This is a genomic window from Bifidobacterium sp. M0399, assembly GCF_016100595.1.
GTDB lineage: Bacteria > Actinomycetota > Actinomycetes > Actinomycetales > Bifidobacteriaceae > Bombiscardovia > Bombiscardovia polysaccharolytica.
Genome location: NZ_JACFSD010000001.1, coordinates 302,480 through 318,408, shown reverse-complemented (window position 1 = coordinate 318,408; position 15,929 = coordinate 302,480). Strand labels below are relative to the sequence as shown.

The window sequence follows — 15,929 nt, the reverse complement described above, 5'->3', positions numbered from 1 at the left end:
CCACTCAGGCCGTTCTGCTCTTGGGATCCAATGCATCCTTGACCGCGTCACCCATCATGATGAAGGCCAACACAGTGATGGCCAGGGCTGCGGAGGGATAGAAGAGGACCGAGGGATTGGTGGTCAGAAGGCTCTGGGCCGTCGAGATATCCCCTCCCCAGGAGACCACTGTGGAGGGTAGGCCGATGCCCAGGAAGCTCAGAGTGGCCTCAGAGACGATGTAGCTGCCCAGCGACATGGTAGCCATGACAATGACCGGGGCCAATGAGTTGGGCAGGATATGCCGGAAGAGGTTGCGAAGAGGCGTGGAGCCCAGGGCCGTGGAAGCAGTGTTGAACTCCAGGTTCTTGGCTTCCAGGACGGCGCTTCGGGTGATACGTGCCATGTTGACCCAGCCGAAGAGGGTCAGAGTCAGTATGATCTTCCACAGTGAGGTGGAGGTACGGAACATCTGCAGGAGCACGATGGCACCCAAGATCATAGGGATGGCGAAGAAGATGTCGGTGATGCGGCTGAGTACTGCGTCGACCCAGCCCCCGAAGAATCCAGCGATTGCGCCGATGAGTCCGCCGAAGACGGTGACCAGGATGGTGGTCATGACGCCGATGGCCACCGAGGTCCGAGCCCCATGGATGACGCGGCTGTAGACATCGCAGCCCTGCAGGTCGAAGCCGAAGGGGTGTCCCGGCCGACCTGGCTCCACAGAGTTGGACAGGTTGCAGGCCATGGGGTCCTGCTTGGCGAAGAGGTTGGGGAAGAGGGCCACCAGGATGACCACAATCGCCAGGATTGCAGAGATGATGAAGAGCGGGTTGCGCCTCAGGGTCTTCCAGGCGTCGGCCCACATACTGGTGGGTGGCACATCCTCATCCACCGAGTCCACCTCGCGCAGGGGTGTCTCGTCGACTGGGGCCACGAACCGCTCCTGCCCCGGCAGGGGGTCCGGGAAGTATACGTGGACCTGGCTTTCGTTCTGTTCGCTTGACTCGTTCATTGCCGTTTCACTCATAGTCGGTCCCTCTCCCTCACGCATACCGGATTCGCGGATCGAGCACTGCGTAGAGCAGGTCGACCAGGAGGCTGGTGATGACGAAGATCAGGACCAGAATGGTCACGATGGAAACCACCAGGGTGCCTTCGCCCCTCAGGATGGCCTGGTAGAGGGTGTTGCCCACGCCCTGGATGTTGAAGATGCGCTCGGTGATCATGGCCCCGCCCATGAGTCCACCGATGTCAGCACCCAAGTAGGTGACTACGGGAATCAGGGAGTTGCGCAATACATGCCGGACGATGACGGATCGGTTGCTCATGCCCTTGGCCCGGGCCGTGCGTACATAATCCTCAGAGATGTTGGAAGTGATCTCCGTTCTGGTCAGACGGATGATGGAGGCCATGGATACCGAACCCAGCACGATGGCCGGCATGAGCAGATCAATAAAGCCCGGATTGGCTCCCGCCGTGGCTGGCAGCAGATGCCATTTGACACCAAACAGGTACTGCAGGATGAAGCCGGTGACGAAGGTAGGCACCGAAATCAGCAGCAGGGAGAGGACCAGGATGATGTTGTCCGACCACTTGCCCTTGGTTAGGCCGCCGATGATGCCGAAGATCACACCGAAGATGCCCTCGAAGACGAAGGCCATCAAGGCCAGCTTGATGGTTACCGGGAAGGCCCTGCCGATCACACTGATCACGGGCTGACCGGCGAAGGTGTTGCCGAAGTTCAGGGTCAGCGCGTTCTTCAGGAAGAGCACATACTGCACGATGAAGGGCTTGTCGAGATTATATTCCGAACGTATCTGTGCGGCAACGGCCTGATTGACCGGCTTGTCCCCGAACATGGCGGCCACAGGGTCACCAGGAAGCGCGAAGACCAGCGCGTATATCAGCAGTGTCGTGCCGAGAACGACGGGGATCATCTGCAGAATACGTCGCAGAAGATATTTTCCCATCGGCTATTCTCCTTTGTCATCCGCGACCGGGATCGGCATGGGGATCGGGGCCGCCGCAAAAATTCTTGTTTGAGTCTACCAGCACACCTCAACAGGGGTGTAAGAACACCAGGGCCGGCGCGGAGTAAATCCTTCCGCGCCGGCCCGGGCGGTGTCAGTTTTAAGGTGCGGGATTCAGGCTCCCGCCACCTCACTTGCTGATGTTGTAGTAAGCGGGGACACCCTTCCAATTGAAGGAGAATCCCTTGATGTTCTTGGCGGCCACGCCGTTGGAATTCTGGTAGTAGAGCGGGACTGCGGGCAGGTCACGGAAGAGCAGCTCCTCGGACTGCTGATAGATCTTGTTGGCCTCGTCAATACCCTTGGCGGAGGCTGCCTTGTCCATCAGGTCGTCGAACTCGGGGTTCTTGTAGTCGCCGTCGTTGGACCCGTTGCCGTTGGCGGCCGAGCTGGCGAAGTTGCTGGACAGATAGCTCTCAGGCGAGGGGTAATCAGGCTGCCAACCGGAGCGGAAGGCCGAGTCGGTGAACTTGCGGTTCTGCACGTTGGAGCGGAACTCGCTAAAGGTGGGCAGAGGGTTGCCCGAAGACTGGATTCCCAGGGCGTTCTTGATGGAGTTGGTGACGGCGTCGTAGATCTCCTTGTGGGCACCATCGGCGTTGTAAGCGATCTTGAAGGTGTCGCCCTCACTCCATGGGGAGATCTTGTTGGCCTCGGCCCAGAGCTCCTTGGCCTTGGACGGATTGTACTTGAGCACGTCGGATCCCTTGATGCTGGTTGAATAGCCGGGGATGACGGGGGCAGTGAAGTCGTGGACCTCCTTGGCGGTTCCGGACAGCACTTTTTTGATGATGGTTGGCCGGTCGATGGACATGGAGATGGCCTGGCGACGGAGCTTGCCCTCCTGATCCTGGCCGAAGTGCTTCATGTAGGTAGGAATGGTGAACATCTGGATGACCGAGCCCGGGTCGTTGATGGCCTGGACCGTGTTGTCAGTCTGGAAGATCTTGCGAGCCGAGGCAGGCAGGGTATCCAGCACGTCCAAGTTGCCGGCCTGAACGTCGCGGTAGGCTGCTGTGGCATCGGTGTAAGCGCGGAACTCAACGCCGCCGTTCTTGACCTTGACGCCGCCCTTGTATGAAGGATCCTTGACCAGCTTAATGGACTTGTTATGCTCCCAGGACTTGAACTTGTAGGGTCCAACGGTCACCGGCTTCTCGCCGAAGGCCTTGGTGTCCTTGTAAAAGGATTCAGGTAGCGGCGCGAAGGCGGTGTAGCCCACCTGGATGGGGAAGGTGGACGAGGGCGAGGTCAGGTCCACGGTGAAGGTCTTGTCGTCGATGACCTTAAGGCCAGACAACTGGGCATCACTAGGGGTGCCATCCTTCTGTAGATCGTCATAGCCCTTGATGTTGGCGAAGAAGCTGGAACCCAGCTGCTTATTGGCGATGCTGGATGCCCAGGACCAGGCCTTGGTGAAGGACTGTGCGGTGACCGGGGTGCCGTCCGAGAACTTCCAGCCGTCGTTGATGGTCACCGTGTACTGGGTGTTGTCCTCGTTGGCCTTGATCTGCTTGGCGATCTCGTTGGCTGGCTTGCCCTTGTCGTCGAAGCGGACCAGCTTGGAGAACATGACGTCGATGGGGTTGCCGCCGCCCACCTCGTTGGTCATGCTGGGGATGAGTGGATTGGCCGGCTCCGGGTTGAAGACCGAGATGATGGCATCCGAGCTACCACCGTTGGTCCCCTTGGCTGAGGAGTCGGATCCGCCGGAACCGCCGCAGGCGCCCAGCGTGAGCGCCATGACGCACAGTCCAGCGCCAGCAATGGTCAGGGCCGATTGCTTCTTCATATATACTGCTCTTTCCTTTAGTTGGTTTCCCGAATCCGCTGCCAGTACATAAGACCCGGGCGCGAATCCGCTTTGGTGTGGATCCGGCCGGGTCAGCGACGACGGATTATGCCGTTTCCGGCACGATCATCACTTCTTCTTGGTTAACTCCGCGAAGTTTGGATAGCTGTTCCAGCCCAGAGTCAATCCCTGCACATTCTTGGCAGACGCTCCCTTGTTATTGGCGTAGTAGAGCGGCACCGCAGGCATGTCCTGCAGAAGGATCTCCTCAGCCTGCTGGAAAAGCTTGTTGGCCTCACTGGTGTCCTTAGCCTTGGCTGCCTGCTTTAGCAGATCATCGAACTTGGGGTTCTTGTAATCGCCATCATTGGACCCGTTACCATCGGCCGCAGAACTGGCAAAGTTGCTCAACAGATAGCTCTCAGGAGAAGGATAGTCGGGTGACCAGGCCGACCGGAAGGCCGCATCCTTGTAGGCGCGCTTGTTGACGTTGCCACGGAACTCGCTGAAAGTGGGTACGGGAGTGGCCTCGGCCTTGATCCCAAGCGTGTTCTTGATGGAGTTGGCCATGCCGTCATAGAAGTCCTTGGCACCGCCGTCGGCATTGTAGACCATTTGGAAACTCTTGTCAGCAGGCCACTTGCTGATGGCATCGGCCTTGGCCCAAGCATCCTTGGCCTTCTTGGCGTTGTACTTCAAATTATCGGAGCCCTTGAGATTCTTGGAGTAGCCAGGGATGGTCGGCGCGGTGAAATCGGTGGGCTGCACCCCCAGGCCGCCCAGAACCTTGTCAATCAGCATCTTGCGGTCCAGAGCCATGGAGATGGCCTGACGACGCAAGTGGCCCTCCTCATCCTGTCCAAAGTGTTCCATGGCGGTGGGGATGGTAAACATCTGCAGAACGGAACCAGGCTTGTTGTAGCCCTGAACCAAGTTGTCAGTCATGAAGGTTTTTTGGGCCGAGGTGGGGACGGTATCGATCGCGTCCAGGTTGCCTGCCTGCACATCGGAGTATGCCGAACCGACATCGGTGTAGACCTTGTAGTCGATGCCGCCATTCTGGACCTTGACATCGCCCTTGTAGGCGGTGTTCTTGCGGAGCTTTACCATGGCGTTGTGCTGCCAGGACTCAAACTTGTAGGGACCCGAGCTGACCGGGTTCTCCCCATAGGCCTTGGTGTCCTTATAGAAGGACTCAGGCAGCGGCGCGAAGGCGGTGTAACCCACCTGGATGGGGAAGGTGGACGAGGGCGAGCTCAGATCCACGGTAAAGGTCTTGTCATCCACAACTTTCAGGCCGGACAGCTGCCCGTCCGCGGGCGCGCCCTGCTTCTGCAGATCGTCATAACCCTTGATGTTGGCGAAGAAGCTGGAGCCCAGCTGGCCGTTGCTCACATTGGCTGCCCAGGACCAGGCCTTGGTGAAGGACTTGGCTGTGATGGGAGTGCCATCCGAGAACTTGCGCCCATCGACCAGTGTGACCTTGTACTGGGACATGTCATCGTTGCCCTTGATCTCCGAAGCCAGATCATTGTGGGCCTTGCCCTGGTCGTCGAAGCGGACAAGCTTGGCGTTAATGGCGTCCACGACCTGCCCGCCGCAGCTCTCAACTGTGTTGCTGGGAATGAGCGGCTTGGCAGGCTCGCACCCATGGATCGAAACGACGGTATTGTTGCCTGACTGGCTGCTGGACGATTGCTGTGCGCCCTTGGTGTCTGAACCACCACCGCAGCCGCTTGCCAAAAGCGCCAAAGCACAGATGGTCGCGGACACGAGCGTAAGCTGTGAACCTTTCTTCATTGCTGCTGCTCCCTATATTTATATAATTTGCTGAGTGTCAACATAACGTCTCCAACCAAGGACACTAGGATGACCGAACCTCAAAGATCCCTGACAGACGTGTAAGCCACAATACGCCATATTCTGGTACGAAGATGTTTCGTAAGGCAAGTCTCATCTCATTAGCCGGTCTCAGGCCCGTAGCTGCTCGACAGAAACTCTCGCGCACATAGGGCTGTTCGCAATCATCACTGGTCCTTGGAAAGCTCCGCGAAGATCGGATAACCGTCCCAGCCCAGACGCATCCCATGGACCTTCTTGGCGGACGCACCATTGTTGGTGGGGTTGTAGAGCGGCACCGCAGGCATGTCCTGCAGAAGAATCTCCTCGGCCTGCTGGAAGAACTTGTTGGCTTCATTGGTGTCCTTGGCCATGGCAGCCTGCTTCAGCAACGAGTCGAACTTCGGATTCTTGTAGTCACCGTCGTTGGATCCGTTGCCATCGGCCGCAGAGCTGGCAAAGTTACTCATCAGGTAGCTCTCAGGCGAGGGATAGTCAGGCGACCAGGAGGATCTGAAGGCCGCATCATTGTAAAGGCGCTTTTTGATGTTGCCACGGAACTCACTGAAGGTGGGTACAGGGGTGGCCTCGGCCTTGATGCCCAGCGTGTTCTTGATGGAGTTGGCCATGCCGTCATAGAAGTCCTTGGAACCGCCATCGGCGTTGTAGAGCATCCGGAAGCTCCTGTCAGCAGGCCACTTGCTGATGGCATCAGCTTTTGCCCAGTACTCCTTGGCCTTCTTGGCGTTGTACTTCAAATTATCGGAACCCTTGAGGTGCTTGGCATAGCCTGGGATAGTCGGTGCGGTGAAGTCGGTGGGCTGCACACCCAGACCGCCCAGAACCTTGTCAATCAGCATCTTGCGGTCAATTGCCATGGAGATGGCCTGACGGCGCAGATGACCCTCCTGATCCTGTCCAAAGTGTTCCATGGCGGTGGGGATGGTGAACATCTGCAGGCCGGAACCGGGTTCGTTATAGCTCTGCACCATGCTATCGGTCATGAAAGTCTTGACAGCAGAGGTGGGAATCCTGTCGATCACATCCAGGTTGCCTGCCTGCACATCGGAATATGCCGAACCCATATCAGTGTAGACCTTGTAGTCGATGCCGCCGTTCTGAACCTTGACCTCCCCTCCGTAATCGCTGTTCTTGCGAAGCTTGACCATGGCGTTGTGCTGCCAGGACTCAAACTTGTAGGGACCCGAGCTGACCGGGTTCTCCCCGTAGGCCTTGGGATCCTTATAGAAGGACTCAGGCAGCGGCGCAAAAGCGCCGTAGCCCACCTGAATGGGAAAAGTGGACGAGGGCGAGATGAGGTCCACGGTGAAAGTCTTGTCGTCGATGACCTTCAATCCGGAGAACTGGGCATCCGCAGGCACACCCTGCTTCTGCAGATCTTCAAAGCCTTTGATGTTGGCAAAGAAGCTGGCATTCAGCTGGCCATTGTTCACATTGGCAGCCCAGGACCAGGCCCTGGTGAAGGACTTGGCGTTGATAGGAGTGCCGTCCGAGAACTTGCGTCCGTTAGCAAGGGTGATCTTGTACTGGGACATGTCATCGTTGCCCTTGATCTCCGAGGCCAGATCATTGTGGGCCTTGCCCTGGTCGTCGAAGCGGACCAGTCTGGAGTTGATGGCATCAACGACCTGCCCGCCGCAGCTCTCCGCCGTGCCGCTGGGAATGAGCGGCTGGGCCGGTTCGCATCCGTGGACCGAGACCACGGCGTTGTTGCTGGACTGGGTGCTGGACGACTGCTCGGCACCCTCGGTGTTGGTACCGCTGCTGCCACTGCCACAGCCGTTGGCCAAGAGTGCCAAGGCACAGACGGTTGCGGATACGAGCGTTAGCTTTGAGCCCTTTTTCATTGCTACTGCTCCCCTTTTGCCGGTTCTCAATGTCGCGCGTACACTTCGAAGGTTCCTGACTGACGTGTAGGCTGCGATACGCCACATTCTGATACCAGGATGTTTCCCAAGACAAGTCTTGTCTCACTTGCCGAATCTCAAGCCCGTGGAAAAGCCTGCCTGTACCGGGCCCGCAGCTGCTCGATGGAGACGTGGGTGTAACGCTGGGTGGTCCGCAGGGAGGAGTGACCCAGCATCTCCTGAACCTCGCGCAGGTCGGCTCCCCCATCAAGCATATGCGTGGCTGCCGAGTGACGAAGGGCATGGGGGGCTATGTCGGGAACCCCGGCCTTACCAGCCGCCTGATGAACCACCTTGCGGACCTGCCGCTGGCCAACCCTGCCGCCCAGCTGACCCAGAAAGAGGGCTTGACCTGCTTTGCGGGCCGATTTGGCCGTTGCACCCGCCAGGACCGGCCGCCCCTCCCCCAGCCAGCGATCCAGCGCACGATCGGCGGGAAGACCATATGGCAGAACCCGCTCCTTGGAACCCTTGCCCAGGACCTTTACAGTGCGGCTGTGTTGGTGCACATCATCCAAGTCCAGTCCGCAGAGCTCGGCAACACGCATACCCGTGGCGTACAGCAGTTCCAGCATGGCGGCATCACGCACCTGTAGGGCCGCCTGAACTTTCTCATTCTCCTGGGGTTCAACCGAACTATGGTCGACCGTATCCATCAGGGTGCGAGCCTGATCGTGTGTCAGGATCCGTGGAAGGTGCTCGGACTGCTTGGGACTGCTCAGGGCCAGGGTGGGGTCGGCCTGGATCCGGCCGTGCCGGCTCAGCCAGCCAAAAAAGGACCTCAGTGCGGCCGTCTTTCGGGCCATGGTCGAGCGGGCGTGGGTCGATGCCTCGTGGGCCAGCCAGGACCTGATAGTGGCCAGATCGATCTGCGAGGGGTCATCAATGCCATGCAGATGCATCAGGTGCAGAAAGCCCGCCAAGTCGGCCCGGTAGGAGCGCACGGTGTTGGGACTCTTGCCTGCCACCCGGGAAAGATAGTCGGTGAAGTCCTGCAAATCCTGGTCCACTGCGGGCACTCCCTTCGCTTGGCTGCCTTTCATCTCCATGCAGTATGTGCAATACAGTCTAGGCGCTTTCGCCCTCGTCGCAGCCGCAGGTGATACTGATTCAGGAGGTGGATGGCCATGCGTTTGCCAGCAACCATACCGGCCGGAACGCGGCTGGTGGTCAGGATTGCCCTGGGGCCAGACCCGGAAGACGGAAGGCCCAAGTTCCGCGACTACATAGGGCATGTGGTTGACTGGAACGGACGGCGGCTGATCCTGGACAGGGATCCAGCGGCCAACGGATCGCGTCCCGGGGAGCGCGTGACCCTCCAAGCAGAAGACATGGTGGCACTGAAGCCGGTCCCGGAACGCCGTTCACCTCGCCCGGACCCTCAGAATTTCAGTCGATGACCGGCGGGTGCAGCACCCGGGCCCGGCTGGTCGTCAGGAAGGCCGAGACCTGCTCGCCGCGCAAGGCCGAATCCAGCAGCTCCTGCCGCCAGTTGCCTTCCTGCGGATCCAATTCCAAATCGGTTGCGGACATCTGCTCCTGGTCGACCATGGCTGCCCTGTAGCGCCGGAAGGGATCGGCCTGAAGGAAGAAGTCCTGACGCTTTCCATCGGCCTCTGGCTCCTGGTCCCTCAAAAGAGAAGCTATGCCCTGCAGATTCTCGACCAGAACATCCAGAAGATCGGCCACTTGGTCGGCGTTCTCCTCCACCATGGCCCGGGTCCGTTCCGGGTCGGTCAGGGCTACACGGGTCATGTCCCGCCAGGATCCGGCCGCCAGAGCCGAGGCCACACGACGGTCAGACGATCTCGTCAGCATGTTGGCCAGGGCGGTGGCCACCACATGAGGCATATGCGAGATCAGTGCCGCAGCCCGGTCATGAGTGGCATCGTCCAGAGCAATCAGTCTGTTCCCCAGCCCCTGGGTGACCATATCGGCTACGGTCAGGAAGCGGCTGTAGTCCGTACGCTCATCGACGCAGAGGGCCCAGAGGGCATCTTCCAGCAGGGCAGGGTCCGAGTCTTCATAGCCGGAGCCCTCGCTGCCGGCCATGGGATGGGCGCCTACATAACGATCGGCCAGACCTGCCTGCTCGACCTGCCTGCGGACCGGACCCTTGACGCTGCCCACGTCGGTCAAGGTGGTGCCACAGGTCAGCACCGGCGCCAAGGCCTTGAGCACGTCGGGCATGGCACGCAAGGGTGTGGCCAGTACCAGCACGTCTGCTTTGCCCTTGGCCAGCTCCTCCAAGGTGTCCACGCAATGGATCCCTTGGCTGCGGGCCTGCTCGTAGGGACGGTCGTTATGGTTCCAGGCAATCACGAATCGACCCCGAGCGGCCAGGCGTCGAGCCAGCGATCCGCCGATCAGACCCAGGCCCGCAACGGCAATCTTGTGGGCCGATGTCAGCACTGGTGAGGCGGCCATGCCCGCTATCGGGTGCATGTGCTCGGGCCCAGACAGGTCCATATGTGGGAAAGACGCGGATTCATCTACCATAACAACTCCTTGCTGATCGTCTCGGAATCGGGGTCCTCACTCCGGAAGGCCCCCGCCCTGGGCAGCATCCATTCACGTATGGGTGGGGCTGGATGCGGGGTGCGCGGATGAACCGCCAGTGTCTTGAGCCAGTCCCCCCTTTCCAGCAGGTCGTCCAACACCTGATGCAGACCCTTCTGCCATGGTGCGGCGTCGATGCTGGCTACGAAGCTGTAGGTCCCGTCGTGCCCCTTGATGGGCCGGGACATGAATGAGGTCATGTTCAAGCCTGCATCGCGCAGACGGTCCAACAGGTTCGCCAGCACGCCCGGCCCCGTATTCAGGGGAATAAAGGTGATGATGGACTCGAAATCCCCGCCCGGCGCCAGGCGGCGTGCCAGCCCGGCGGCCTGATTCCGGGGAGCCAACAGAAGAAAATCGGTTCGGGCCCCCTGATAGTCCTGCACCTCACGCCGATAGGTCTCCAGCCCGTAGAGGCTCCCACAGATGCGCGGACCCAGAGCCACCTGATCAGGGCCCAGATCACGGCAGGCCGCAGCGTTGGAGTTGGCTGTCACCGGTTTCAGGCCGGTCTCTTTGATGAAGCCCTTGCACTGGGCCAGTCCGTGAGGGTGGGCGCCGACCTGGCTCAGGGGGCCATGGTCGGACCGGACGAAGGCGTCGAAAACGATGGGCAGACGGACCATGCCGAAGCCCGCTACCGCTTGAGCATCAATCAAGGCGTCCATGTTGGGCACCACATGGCCCTCCACGTTGTTCTCCCAGGCCAGCACTCCCCAGCCTCGGCCCTCCTCCACGGCGGCCACAATGGCAGCTGCATCCGTACAGGGCCTCAGATCAGCCTGGCAGCCCAACCTTGTCTCCATAAGGTTGGTGACCTCAAGGGCGGCCTGATGGGTGAAGGTCCCCTCGGGTCCCAGGAAGTGCAAAGGAATACGATCGGGCAGAGTCGCCCGTGATTCTGACAGAGCCTGACTCATGCGGATCGCCCCTGACGACGCAGGGGGCCGTCAGAAAACCAGGAGGCCGGCAGGCAGATGGCCAAGGTCTGGATCAGGACCAGCCCGCCCATCCAGAGGAAGACCGCATACTTGGCAAAGAATGTAGGGAAGTTGGCATAGGGCATGAGCACATCGCCGCCCGGCCCCCGCATGGAGAGCAGCCAGACCGTGACCGTGGAGGCCACCAGATGCAGGGCCAGGCCCATGGTGCCGCTATCGCAACGAACCCACCAGGCGGCCAGGGCCACCAGCAGATAGGCCAGGACCATCCCCCAAGGCAGACCCTGAGCGGCTCCGGAACGCTGGACCAGAGTACCCAGCACGCCCACCGCCAGCCCGATGGGCAGGCCCAGCAAACAACGGAATGGACTTGCCTTGTCAGACTCCCCCGTCGAATGGGAGACGGTCTGGTCCTTGGATTTGGAAACCTGAGACTTCATGGATTCAAGACTAGTCCGACCCGGTCACCGTGGGGCCGCCGGGTCGCACTGATCCGATTGTGAGAAAAGGTTTACTTGTTGTTGGCCCTGCGCTGACGGGCGTTCCACTTATACCAGGCATCCCTGTCCAGGATGATCTTGCGCACGCGGATGGACTCGGGTGTCACCTCCACGCACTCGTCATCGTTGGCGAAGTCCAAAGACTCCTCCAGGCTCATGTCGATGGGCGGAGTCAGGGTCTCCAGCACGTCGGCGGTGGAGGAACGCATGTTGGTCATGTGCTTCTCCAAGGTGATGTTGATGTCCAGGTCGCCAGGCTTGTTGTTGATCCCCACGATCTGCCCCTCGTAGACGGGCGACTGGGGCTTGACGAAGAACTCACCGCGGGCCTGGAGCTTCTGCATGGCATAGGGGCTGGCCTTGCCGGAGCGGTCGGAAACCATGGATCCGTTCTGCCGTGTCTTGATATCACCTGCCCAAGGGGCGTAGCCAGCGGAGATCGACGAGGAGATGCCGGTGCCGCGGGTGGCGGTCAGCAGGGCGGTGCGGAAGCCCAGGAGGCCACGGGAGGGCACAGTGAACTGCATCCTGACCCAGCCGGAGCCGTGGTTGGTCATGGTCTCCATGCGACCCTTGCGATCGGCCATGAGCTGGGTGACTGCGCCCATGTATTCCTCGGGCACATCGATAGTGTCGGACTCCATGGGCTCCTGAAGTTTGCCGTCCACGGTCTTGGTGACCACCTGGGGACGACCTACGGTCAGCTCGTAGCCCTCGCGGCGCATCTGCTCAGCCAGAATGGCCAGGGCCAGCTCGCCACGGCCCTGAACCTCCCAGGCGTCGGGCCGATCGGTGGGCAGCACCTTGATGGAGACGTTGCCGATCAGCTCGCGGTCCAGACGGTCCTTGAGCATGCGGGCGGTCAGCTTATGGTCCTTGCCCTCAGTGCCGGCCAGCGGCGAGTCGTTGGTGCCGAAGGTCATGGAGACAGCCGGGTCGTCAACGTGAATCAGAGGCAGGGGGCGCGGATCGTCCTGGTCGACGATGGTCTCGCCGATCATGATGTCCTCAACACCGGCCACAGCCACGATGTCGCCAGGGCCGGCCTCGTCCACTGGGGAGCGCTGCAGGCCCTTGGTACGCAGGATCTCAGTCAGCTTGAAGTTCTCAATGGATCCGTCCACACGTGACAGGCCGTACTGGCGGCCCTTGGTCAGGGTGCCGTTGTAGATGCGTACCAGACCCAGACGGCCCAAATAATCGGACGCGTCAATGTTGGTCACATGGGCCTGCAGGGGGGCGCCCTCCTCATACTCCGGGGCGGGGATGTTATTCAGGATGGCCTCGAAGAGAGGCTCCAGATCGTCGTTGTCTGGCACAGCGCCGTCGGCGGGCTGGTTGACGGAGGCCTTACCAGCCTTGGCAGCGCAGTAGATGACCGGCAGGTCCAGGAGGGAATCCAGATCCAGGTCCACTCCCTCCTCGCTCACGTCCTGGGCCAGGCCCAGGAGCAAATCGGTGGATTCTGAGACCACTTCGGAGATGCGGGCATCAGGACGGTCGGTCTTGTTGATGACCAGGATGACGGGCAGCTTGGCCTCCAGGGCCTTACGCAGGACGAAGCGGGTCTGGGGCAGAGGCCCCTCGGAGGCGTCCACCAGCAGGACTACGCCGTCGACCATGGAGATGCCACGCTCCACCTCGCCGCCGAAGTCAGCGTGGCCAGGGGTGTCCACCACGTTGATGGTGATGCCGTCGGGCTCGCCCAGCTTGGCTGCCAGGGGGCCTGTGTACTTGACGGCGGTGTTCTTGGCCAGGATGGTGATGCCCTTCTCCTTCTCCAGGTCGTTGGAGTCCATGACTCGGTCGGGCACCTCCTCCCGCTCGGAGAAGACGTGCGACTGCTGCAACATGGCGTTGACCAGGGTGGTCTTGCCGTGGTCAACGTGTGCCACAATCGCCACATTTCGTATATCGCCGCGTACCGCCATCAAAACCTCATTCTCGTGAATGCTATCCATGCCCCCACCGGCCTAGCTGCCGGCTGGCGTGGTCCAGGAATTGGACAAACAGAGACAAGTGTAACCGCTTTGCGTGACAGGTGTTCACTCCCCCTCGCCCTGGGGAGAACCCAGGGCAGGATCCGAGGATCCGGGCTGCCCAGACAGCTCCTGGCGTGCTTGGGCCAGAGCTGAGTCCTCGTCGGGCAAAAAGGGGGCCAGAGAGGGCAGATCCTCCAAGGATTGTAGACCCATTCGTTCAAGGAAGAGGTCGGTGGTAACCAGCAGCGCGGCGTGGGTCTGCTCGTCCAGGCCCTCCTCGCGAACCAGGCCACGCACCAGCAGGGCCCGGATGACCCCGTCTGAGTTGACCCCGCGAATCTGGCCCACCTGGGCACGGGTCATGGGCTGGCGATAGGCCACGATGGCCAGGGCCTCCAGGGCCGCCTGGGAAAGTCTGGCCGTCTGACCGTCCTTGACGAAAGCCGCCACCACGGGCTGGTAGGCGGCCCTGCTGGTCAGCTGCCAGCCTCGGGCGGTCCGACGCAGTTCGAATCCTCGGTCGCTATAGGATTCGGCCAGCGATTCCAGGGCGGCATTGACTGGACCCGGATCCACGGCCAACACCCGGGAAAAGTCCTCTGCGGTCAGCGGCCGGTCCGTGGCCACCAAAATGGCCTCCAGGCAGGCAGTCAGTCCACCGGGAAAGTCCTGCACGTCGAAGTCCACGTATTCAGGACGGGTGTCGGGCGCCGAGGATTGGCTCATGCGAAGTCCCCCTCACTAATCAAGGCAGTTTTCGGCTCCTGGGTCGGCCCAACCCAGCGCAGGTAGAGCGGCTGATAGGGGCCATCCTGACGGTACTGGATCAGCTCCTGCCTGAAGAAAATCAACACAGCCAGGAATCGGGCCACCACCTGCGCCCGGCCCTTGGAGGAGGCGACAAGATCGGCGAAAGCCAACGGCTGCCCGGGCTGCGCCAGCAGGGCTTGGCGAACCTGGTCGGCCTCCTTGTTCAGGTCGACCAGGGGCACGTGCAACTGGTCCAGACGGACCTGGGAGGCCGGAGCGTTGACCAGGGCATTGGCACAGAGCAGGGCCAGATCCTCTGGCTCCAGGGTCCAGACCAGATCAGGCAGCAGATGGGCCAGCTGGGGCTCCAGATGGCCGGGATGCGGGTAGCGGCCCGAGTTGGCGGCCAGCCTGGCTCGAAAGTCCTGTCCAGCCTGCTTGAAGGCCCTGTACTGCAGAAGTCTGGCGAAGAGCAGGTCACGCTCACGAAGGGCATCCATGGAGGCCTGGTCACGCATGGATTCGTCCTCCACAGGCAGGAGGGCAGCGCTCTTGGCCTCTACCAGAACAGAGGCCACGTCCAGGAAGGCGCTGGCCTGATCCAGACCCTGACTGAAGTCCAGTGTGCGTACGTAGTCCAGAAACTCCCCAGTGATGGAGGCCAGCGAAACCTCCGTCAGGGAGAGCTTTCGGTTGGCCAGCATGCCCAGCAGCAGGTCGAAGGGCCCCTGGTAGACATCCAGGTCGACGGCGAAGCCGTCCGCTGATCCGCTCACGCCACGATGCCGCGGGCGATCAACTCCCGGGCAACCTCCCGATACTCCTTGGCGGTCTTGTGCTCGGGTGCGAACATAGTGATGGGCTCACCGGCCACCGTGGCGTCGGGCAGCTTGATGGACCGGCTGATGATGGAGTGCAGGACCTTGCCCCTGAAGGCCTCGTAGATACGCTGAAGCACCTCGTCCGAATGCAGGGTCTTGGTGTACATGGTGACCAGAACCCCGTAAACCTGCAGGTCAGGGTTGATGCGGCTACGGACCTTCTCAATGGATTGCATGAGCAGGGCCACGCCGCGCAGGGCGAAGAACTCGGCCGCCACGGGAATGATGACCCCGTCCGCGGCAGTCAACGCATTGACGGTCAGCAGTCCAAGCGAGGGCTGGCAGTCGATGATGATGGCATCATATTCCTGCCGCAGGGGCCGGATGGTGGCTGCCAGAGCCTGTTCCCTACCGACCTCGGTAACCAGCTGAATCTCGGCGGCCGACAGATCAATATTGGCCGGGATGATGTCCAGCCCGTCAAAACGGGTGTGCCTGACTACCTCGTGAACATCCAGTGACGGGTCGAACATGGCAGTGTAAATGGTGTTGTCCACGCTGTTGGCATTGATGCCCAGACCCACAGTGGCCGCACCCTGGGGGTCGAAGTCCACGATCAGCACCCGTCGCCCATACTGGCACATGGCCCCAGCGATGTTGATTGATGAGGTGGTCTTGCCCACACCGCCCTTCTGGTTGCACATGGCGAGGACACGGGCCGGGCCGTGCTGTTTCAAAGGCTCCGGGGCAGCGAACGTCTCATACTCGCGCCCTAACAAATCCGTAGGCATGCCTCTACCCTATC

General features: G+C 60.8%; 14 protein-coding genes. 1 reads left to right on the top strand and 13 read right to left on the bottom strand.

The window, feature by feature from the left end; translation table 11 throughout:
* Positions 1-4: 4 nt before the first annotated feature.
* From H3V09_RS01100 to H3V09_RS01075, 6 genes are all read right to left on the bottom strand, one after another.
* A complete protein-coding gene (locus tag H3V09_RS01100; RefSeq protein WP_198191100.1) occupies positions 5-994 on the bottom strand; it encodes an ABC transporter permease in 990 nt (329 codons plus the stop codon).
* 31 nt (positions 995-1,025) lie between these two features.
* Positions 1,026-1,952: an ABC transporter permease gene (locus H3V09_RS01095; protein WP_110412669.1), complete on the bottom strand. Its 927-nt coding sequence runs from the start codon at positions 1,950-1,952 to the stop codon at positions 1,026-1,028.
* A 190-nt stretch (positions 1,953-2,142) separates the two neighbouring features.
* Positions 2,143-3,804: a peptide ABC transporter substrate-binding protein gene (locus tag H3V09_RS01090; protein WP_198190659.1), complete on the bottom strand. Its 1,662-nt coding sequence runs from the start codon at positions 3,802-3,804 to the stop codon at positions 2,143-2,145.
* Between the two features lie 129 nt (positions 3,805-3,933).
* The gene (locus H3V09_RS01085) at positions 3,934-5,604 is read right to left on the bottom strand and encodes a peptide ABC transporter substrate-binding protein (RefSeq protein ID WP_198190658.1); all 1,671 of its coding nucleotides are present in this window, start codon (positions 5,602-5,604) and stop codon (positions 3,934-3,936) included.
* Positions 5,605-5,831: 227 nt separating this feature from the next.
* Complete coding sequence (locus H3V09_RS01080; RefSeq protein WP_198190657.1) at positions 5,832-7,511, bottom strand: peptide ABC transporter substrate-binding protein; 1,680 nt, start codon at positions 7,509-7,511, stop codon at positions 5,832-5,834.
* Positions 7,512-7,648: 137 nt separating this feature from the next.
* Positions 7,649-8,614, bottom strand: a complete 966-nt coding sequence (locus H3V09_RS01075; RefSeq protein WP_232342041.1) for a tyrosine recombinase XerC — start codon at positions 8,612-8,614, stop codon at positions 7,649-7,651.
* Between the two features lie 84 nt (positions 8,615-8,698).
* Here H3V09_RS01075 and H3V09_RS01070 point away from each other — a divergent pair, with 84 nt between their 5' ends.
* Entirely contained in the window at positions 8,699-8,971 is a 273-nt protein-coding gene (locus H3V09_RS01070) for a DUF6725 family protein (protein ID WP_198190656.1), read from the top strand.
* On the opposite strand, the gene H3V09_RS01065 is transcribed toward H3V09_RS01070, so the two are convergent.
* The 7 genes from H3V09_RS01065 to H3V09_RS01035 form a co-directional block, all read right to left on the bottom strand.
* Positions 8,961-9,998, bottom strand: a complete 1,038-nt coding sequence (locus H3V09_RS01065) for a prephenate dehydrogenase (RefSeq protein ID WP_198191098.1) — start codon at positions 9,996-9,998, stop codon at positions 8,961-8,963. The two genes, H3V09_RS01070 and H3V09_RS01065, sit on opposite strands and share 11 nt — an antisense overlap.
* A 65-nt stretch (positions 9,999-10,063) precedes the next feature.
* Positions 10,064-11,050 (bottom strand): prephenate dehydratase domain-containing protein, encoded by a 987-nt coding sequence (locus tag H3V09_RS01060; protein WP_198190655.1) that lies wholly within the window; start codon positions 11,048-11,050, stop codon positions 10,064-10,066.
* Complete coding sequence (locus H3V09_RS01055) at positions 11,047-11,511, bottom strand: alcohol dehydrogenase (RefSeq protein ID WP_121913676.1); 465 nt, start codon at positions 11,509-11,511, stop codon at positions 11,047-11,049. Before H3V09_RS01055 ends, H3V09_RS01060 begins: the two co-directional genes overlap by 4 nt.
* A gap of 71 nt (positions 11,512-11,582) precedes the next feature.
* Complete coding sequence (typA, locus tag H3V09_RS01050) at positions 11,583-13,502, bottom strand: translational GTPase TypA (protein ID WP_198191097.1); 1,920 nt, start codon at positions 13,500-13,502, stop codon at positions 11,583-11,585.
* Positions 13,503-13,616: 114 nt separating this feature from the next.
* Positions 13,617-14,279 carry an SMC-Scp complex subunit ScpB gene (scpB, locus tag H3V09_RS01045; protein ID WP_198190654.1) on the bottom strand — a complete coding sequence of 221 codons (663 nt, stop codon included), beginning with the start codon at positions 14,277-14,279 and terminating at the stop codon, positions 13,617-13,619.
* Positions 14,276-15,079 carry a segregation and condensation protein A gene (locus H3V09_RS01040; RefSeq protein ID WP_198190653.1) on the bottom strand — a complete coding sequence of 268 codons (804 nt, stop codon included), beginning with the start codon at positions 15,077-15,079 and terminating at the stop codon, positions 14,276-14,278. Before H3V09_RS01040 ends, scpB begins: the two co-directional genes overlap by 4 nt.
* Entirely contained in the window at positions 15,076-15,915 is an 840-nt protein-coding gene (locus H3V09_RS01035) for a ParA family protein (RefSeq protein ID WP_046322744.1), read from the bottom strand. The genes H3V09_RS01040 and H3V09_RS01035 overlap by 4 nt, the downstream gene beginning before the upstream one ends.
* Positions 15,916-15,929 lie beyond the last annotated feature (14 nt).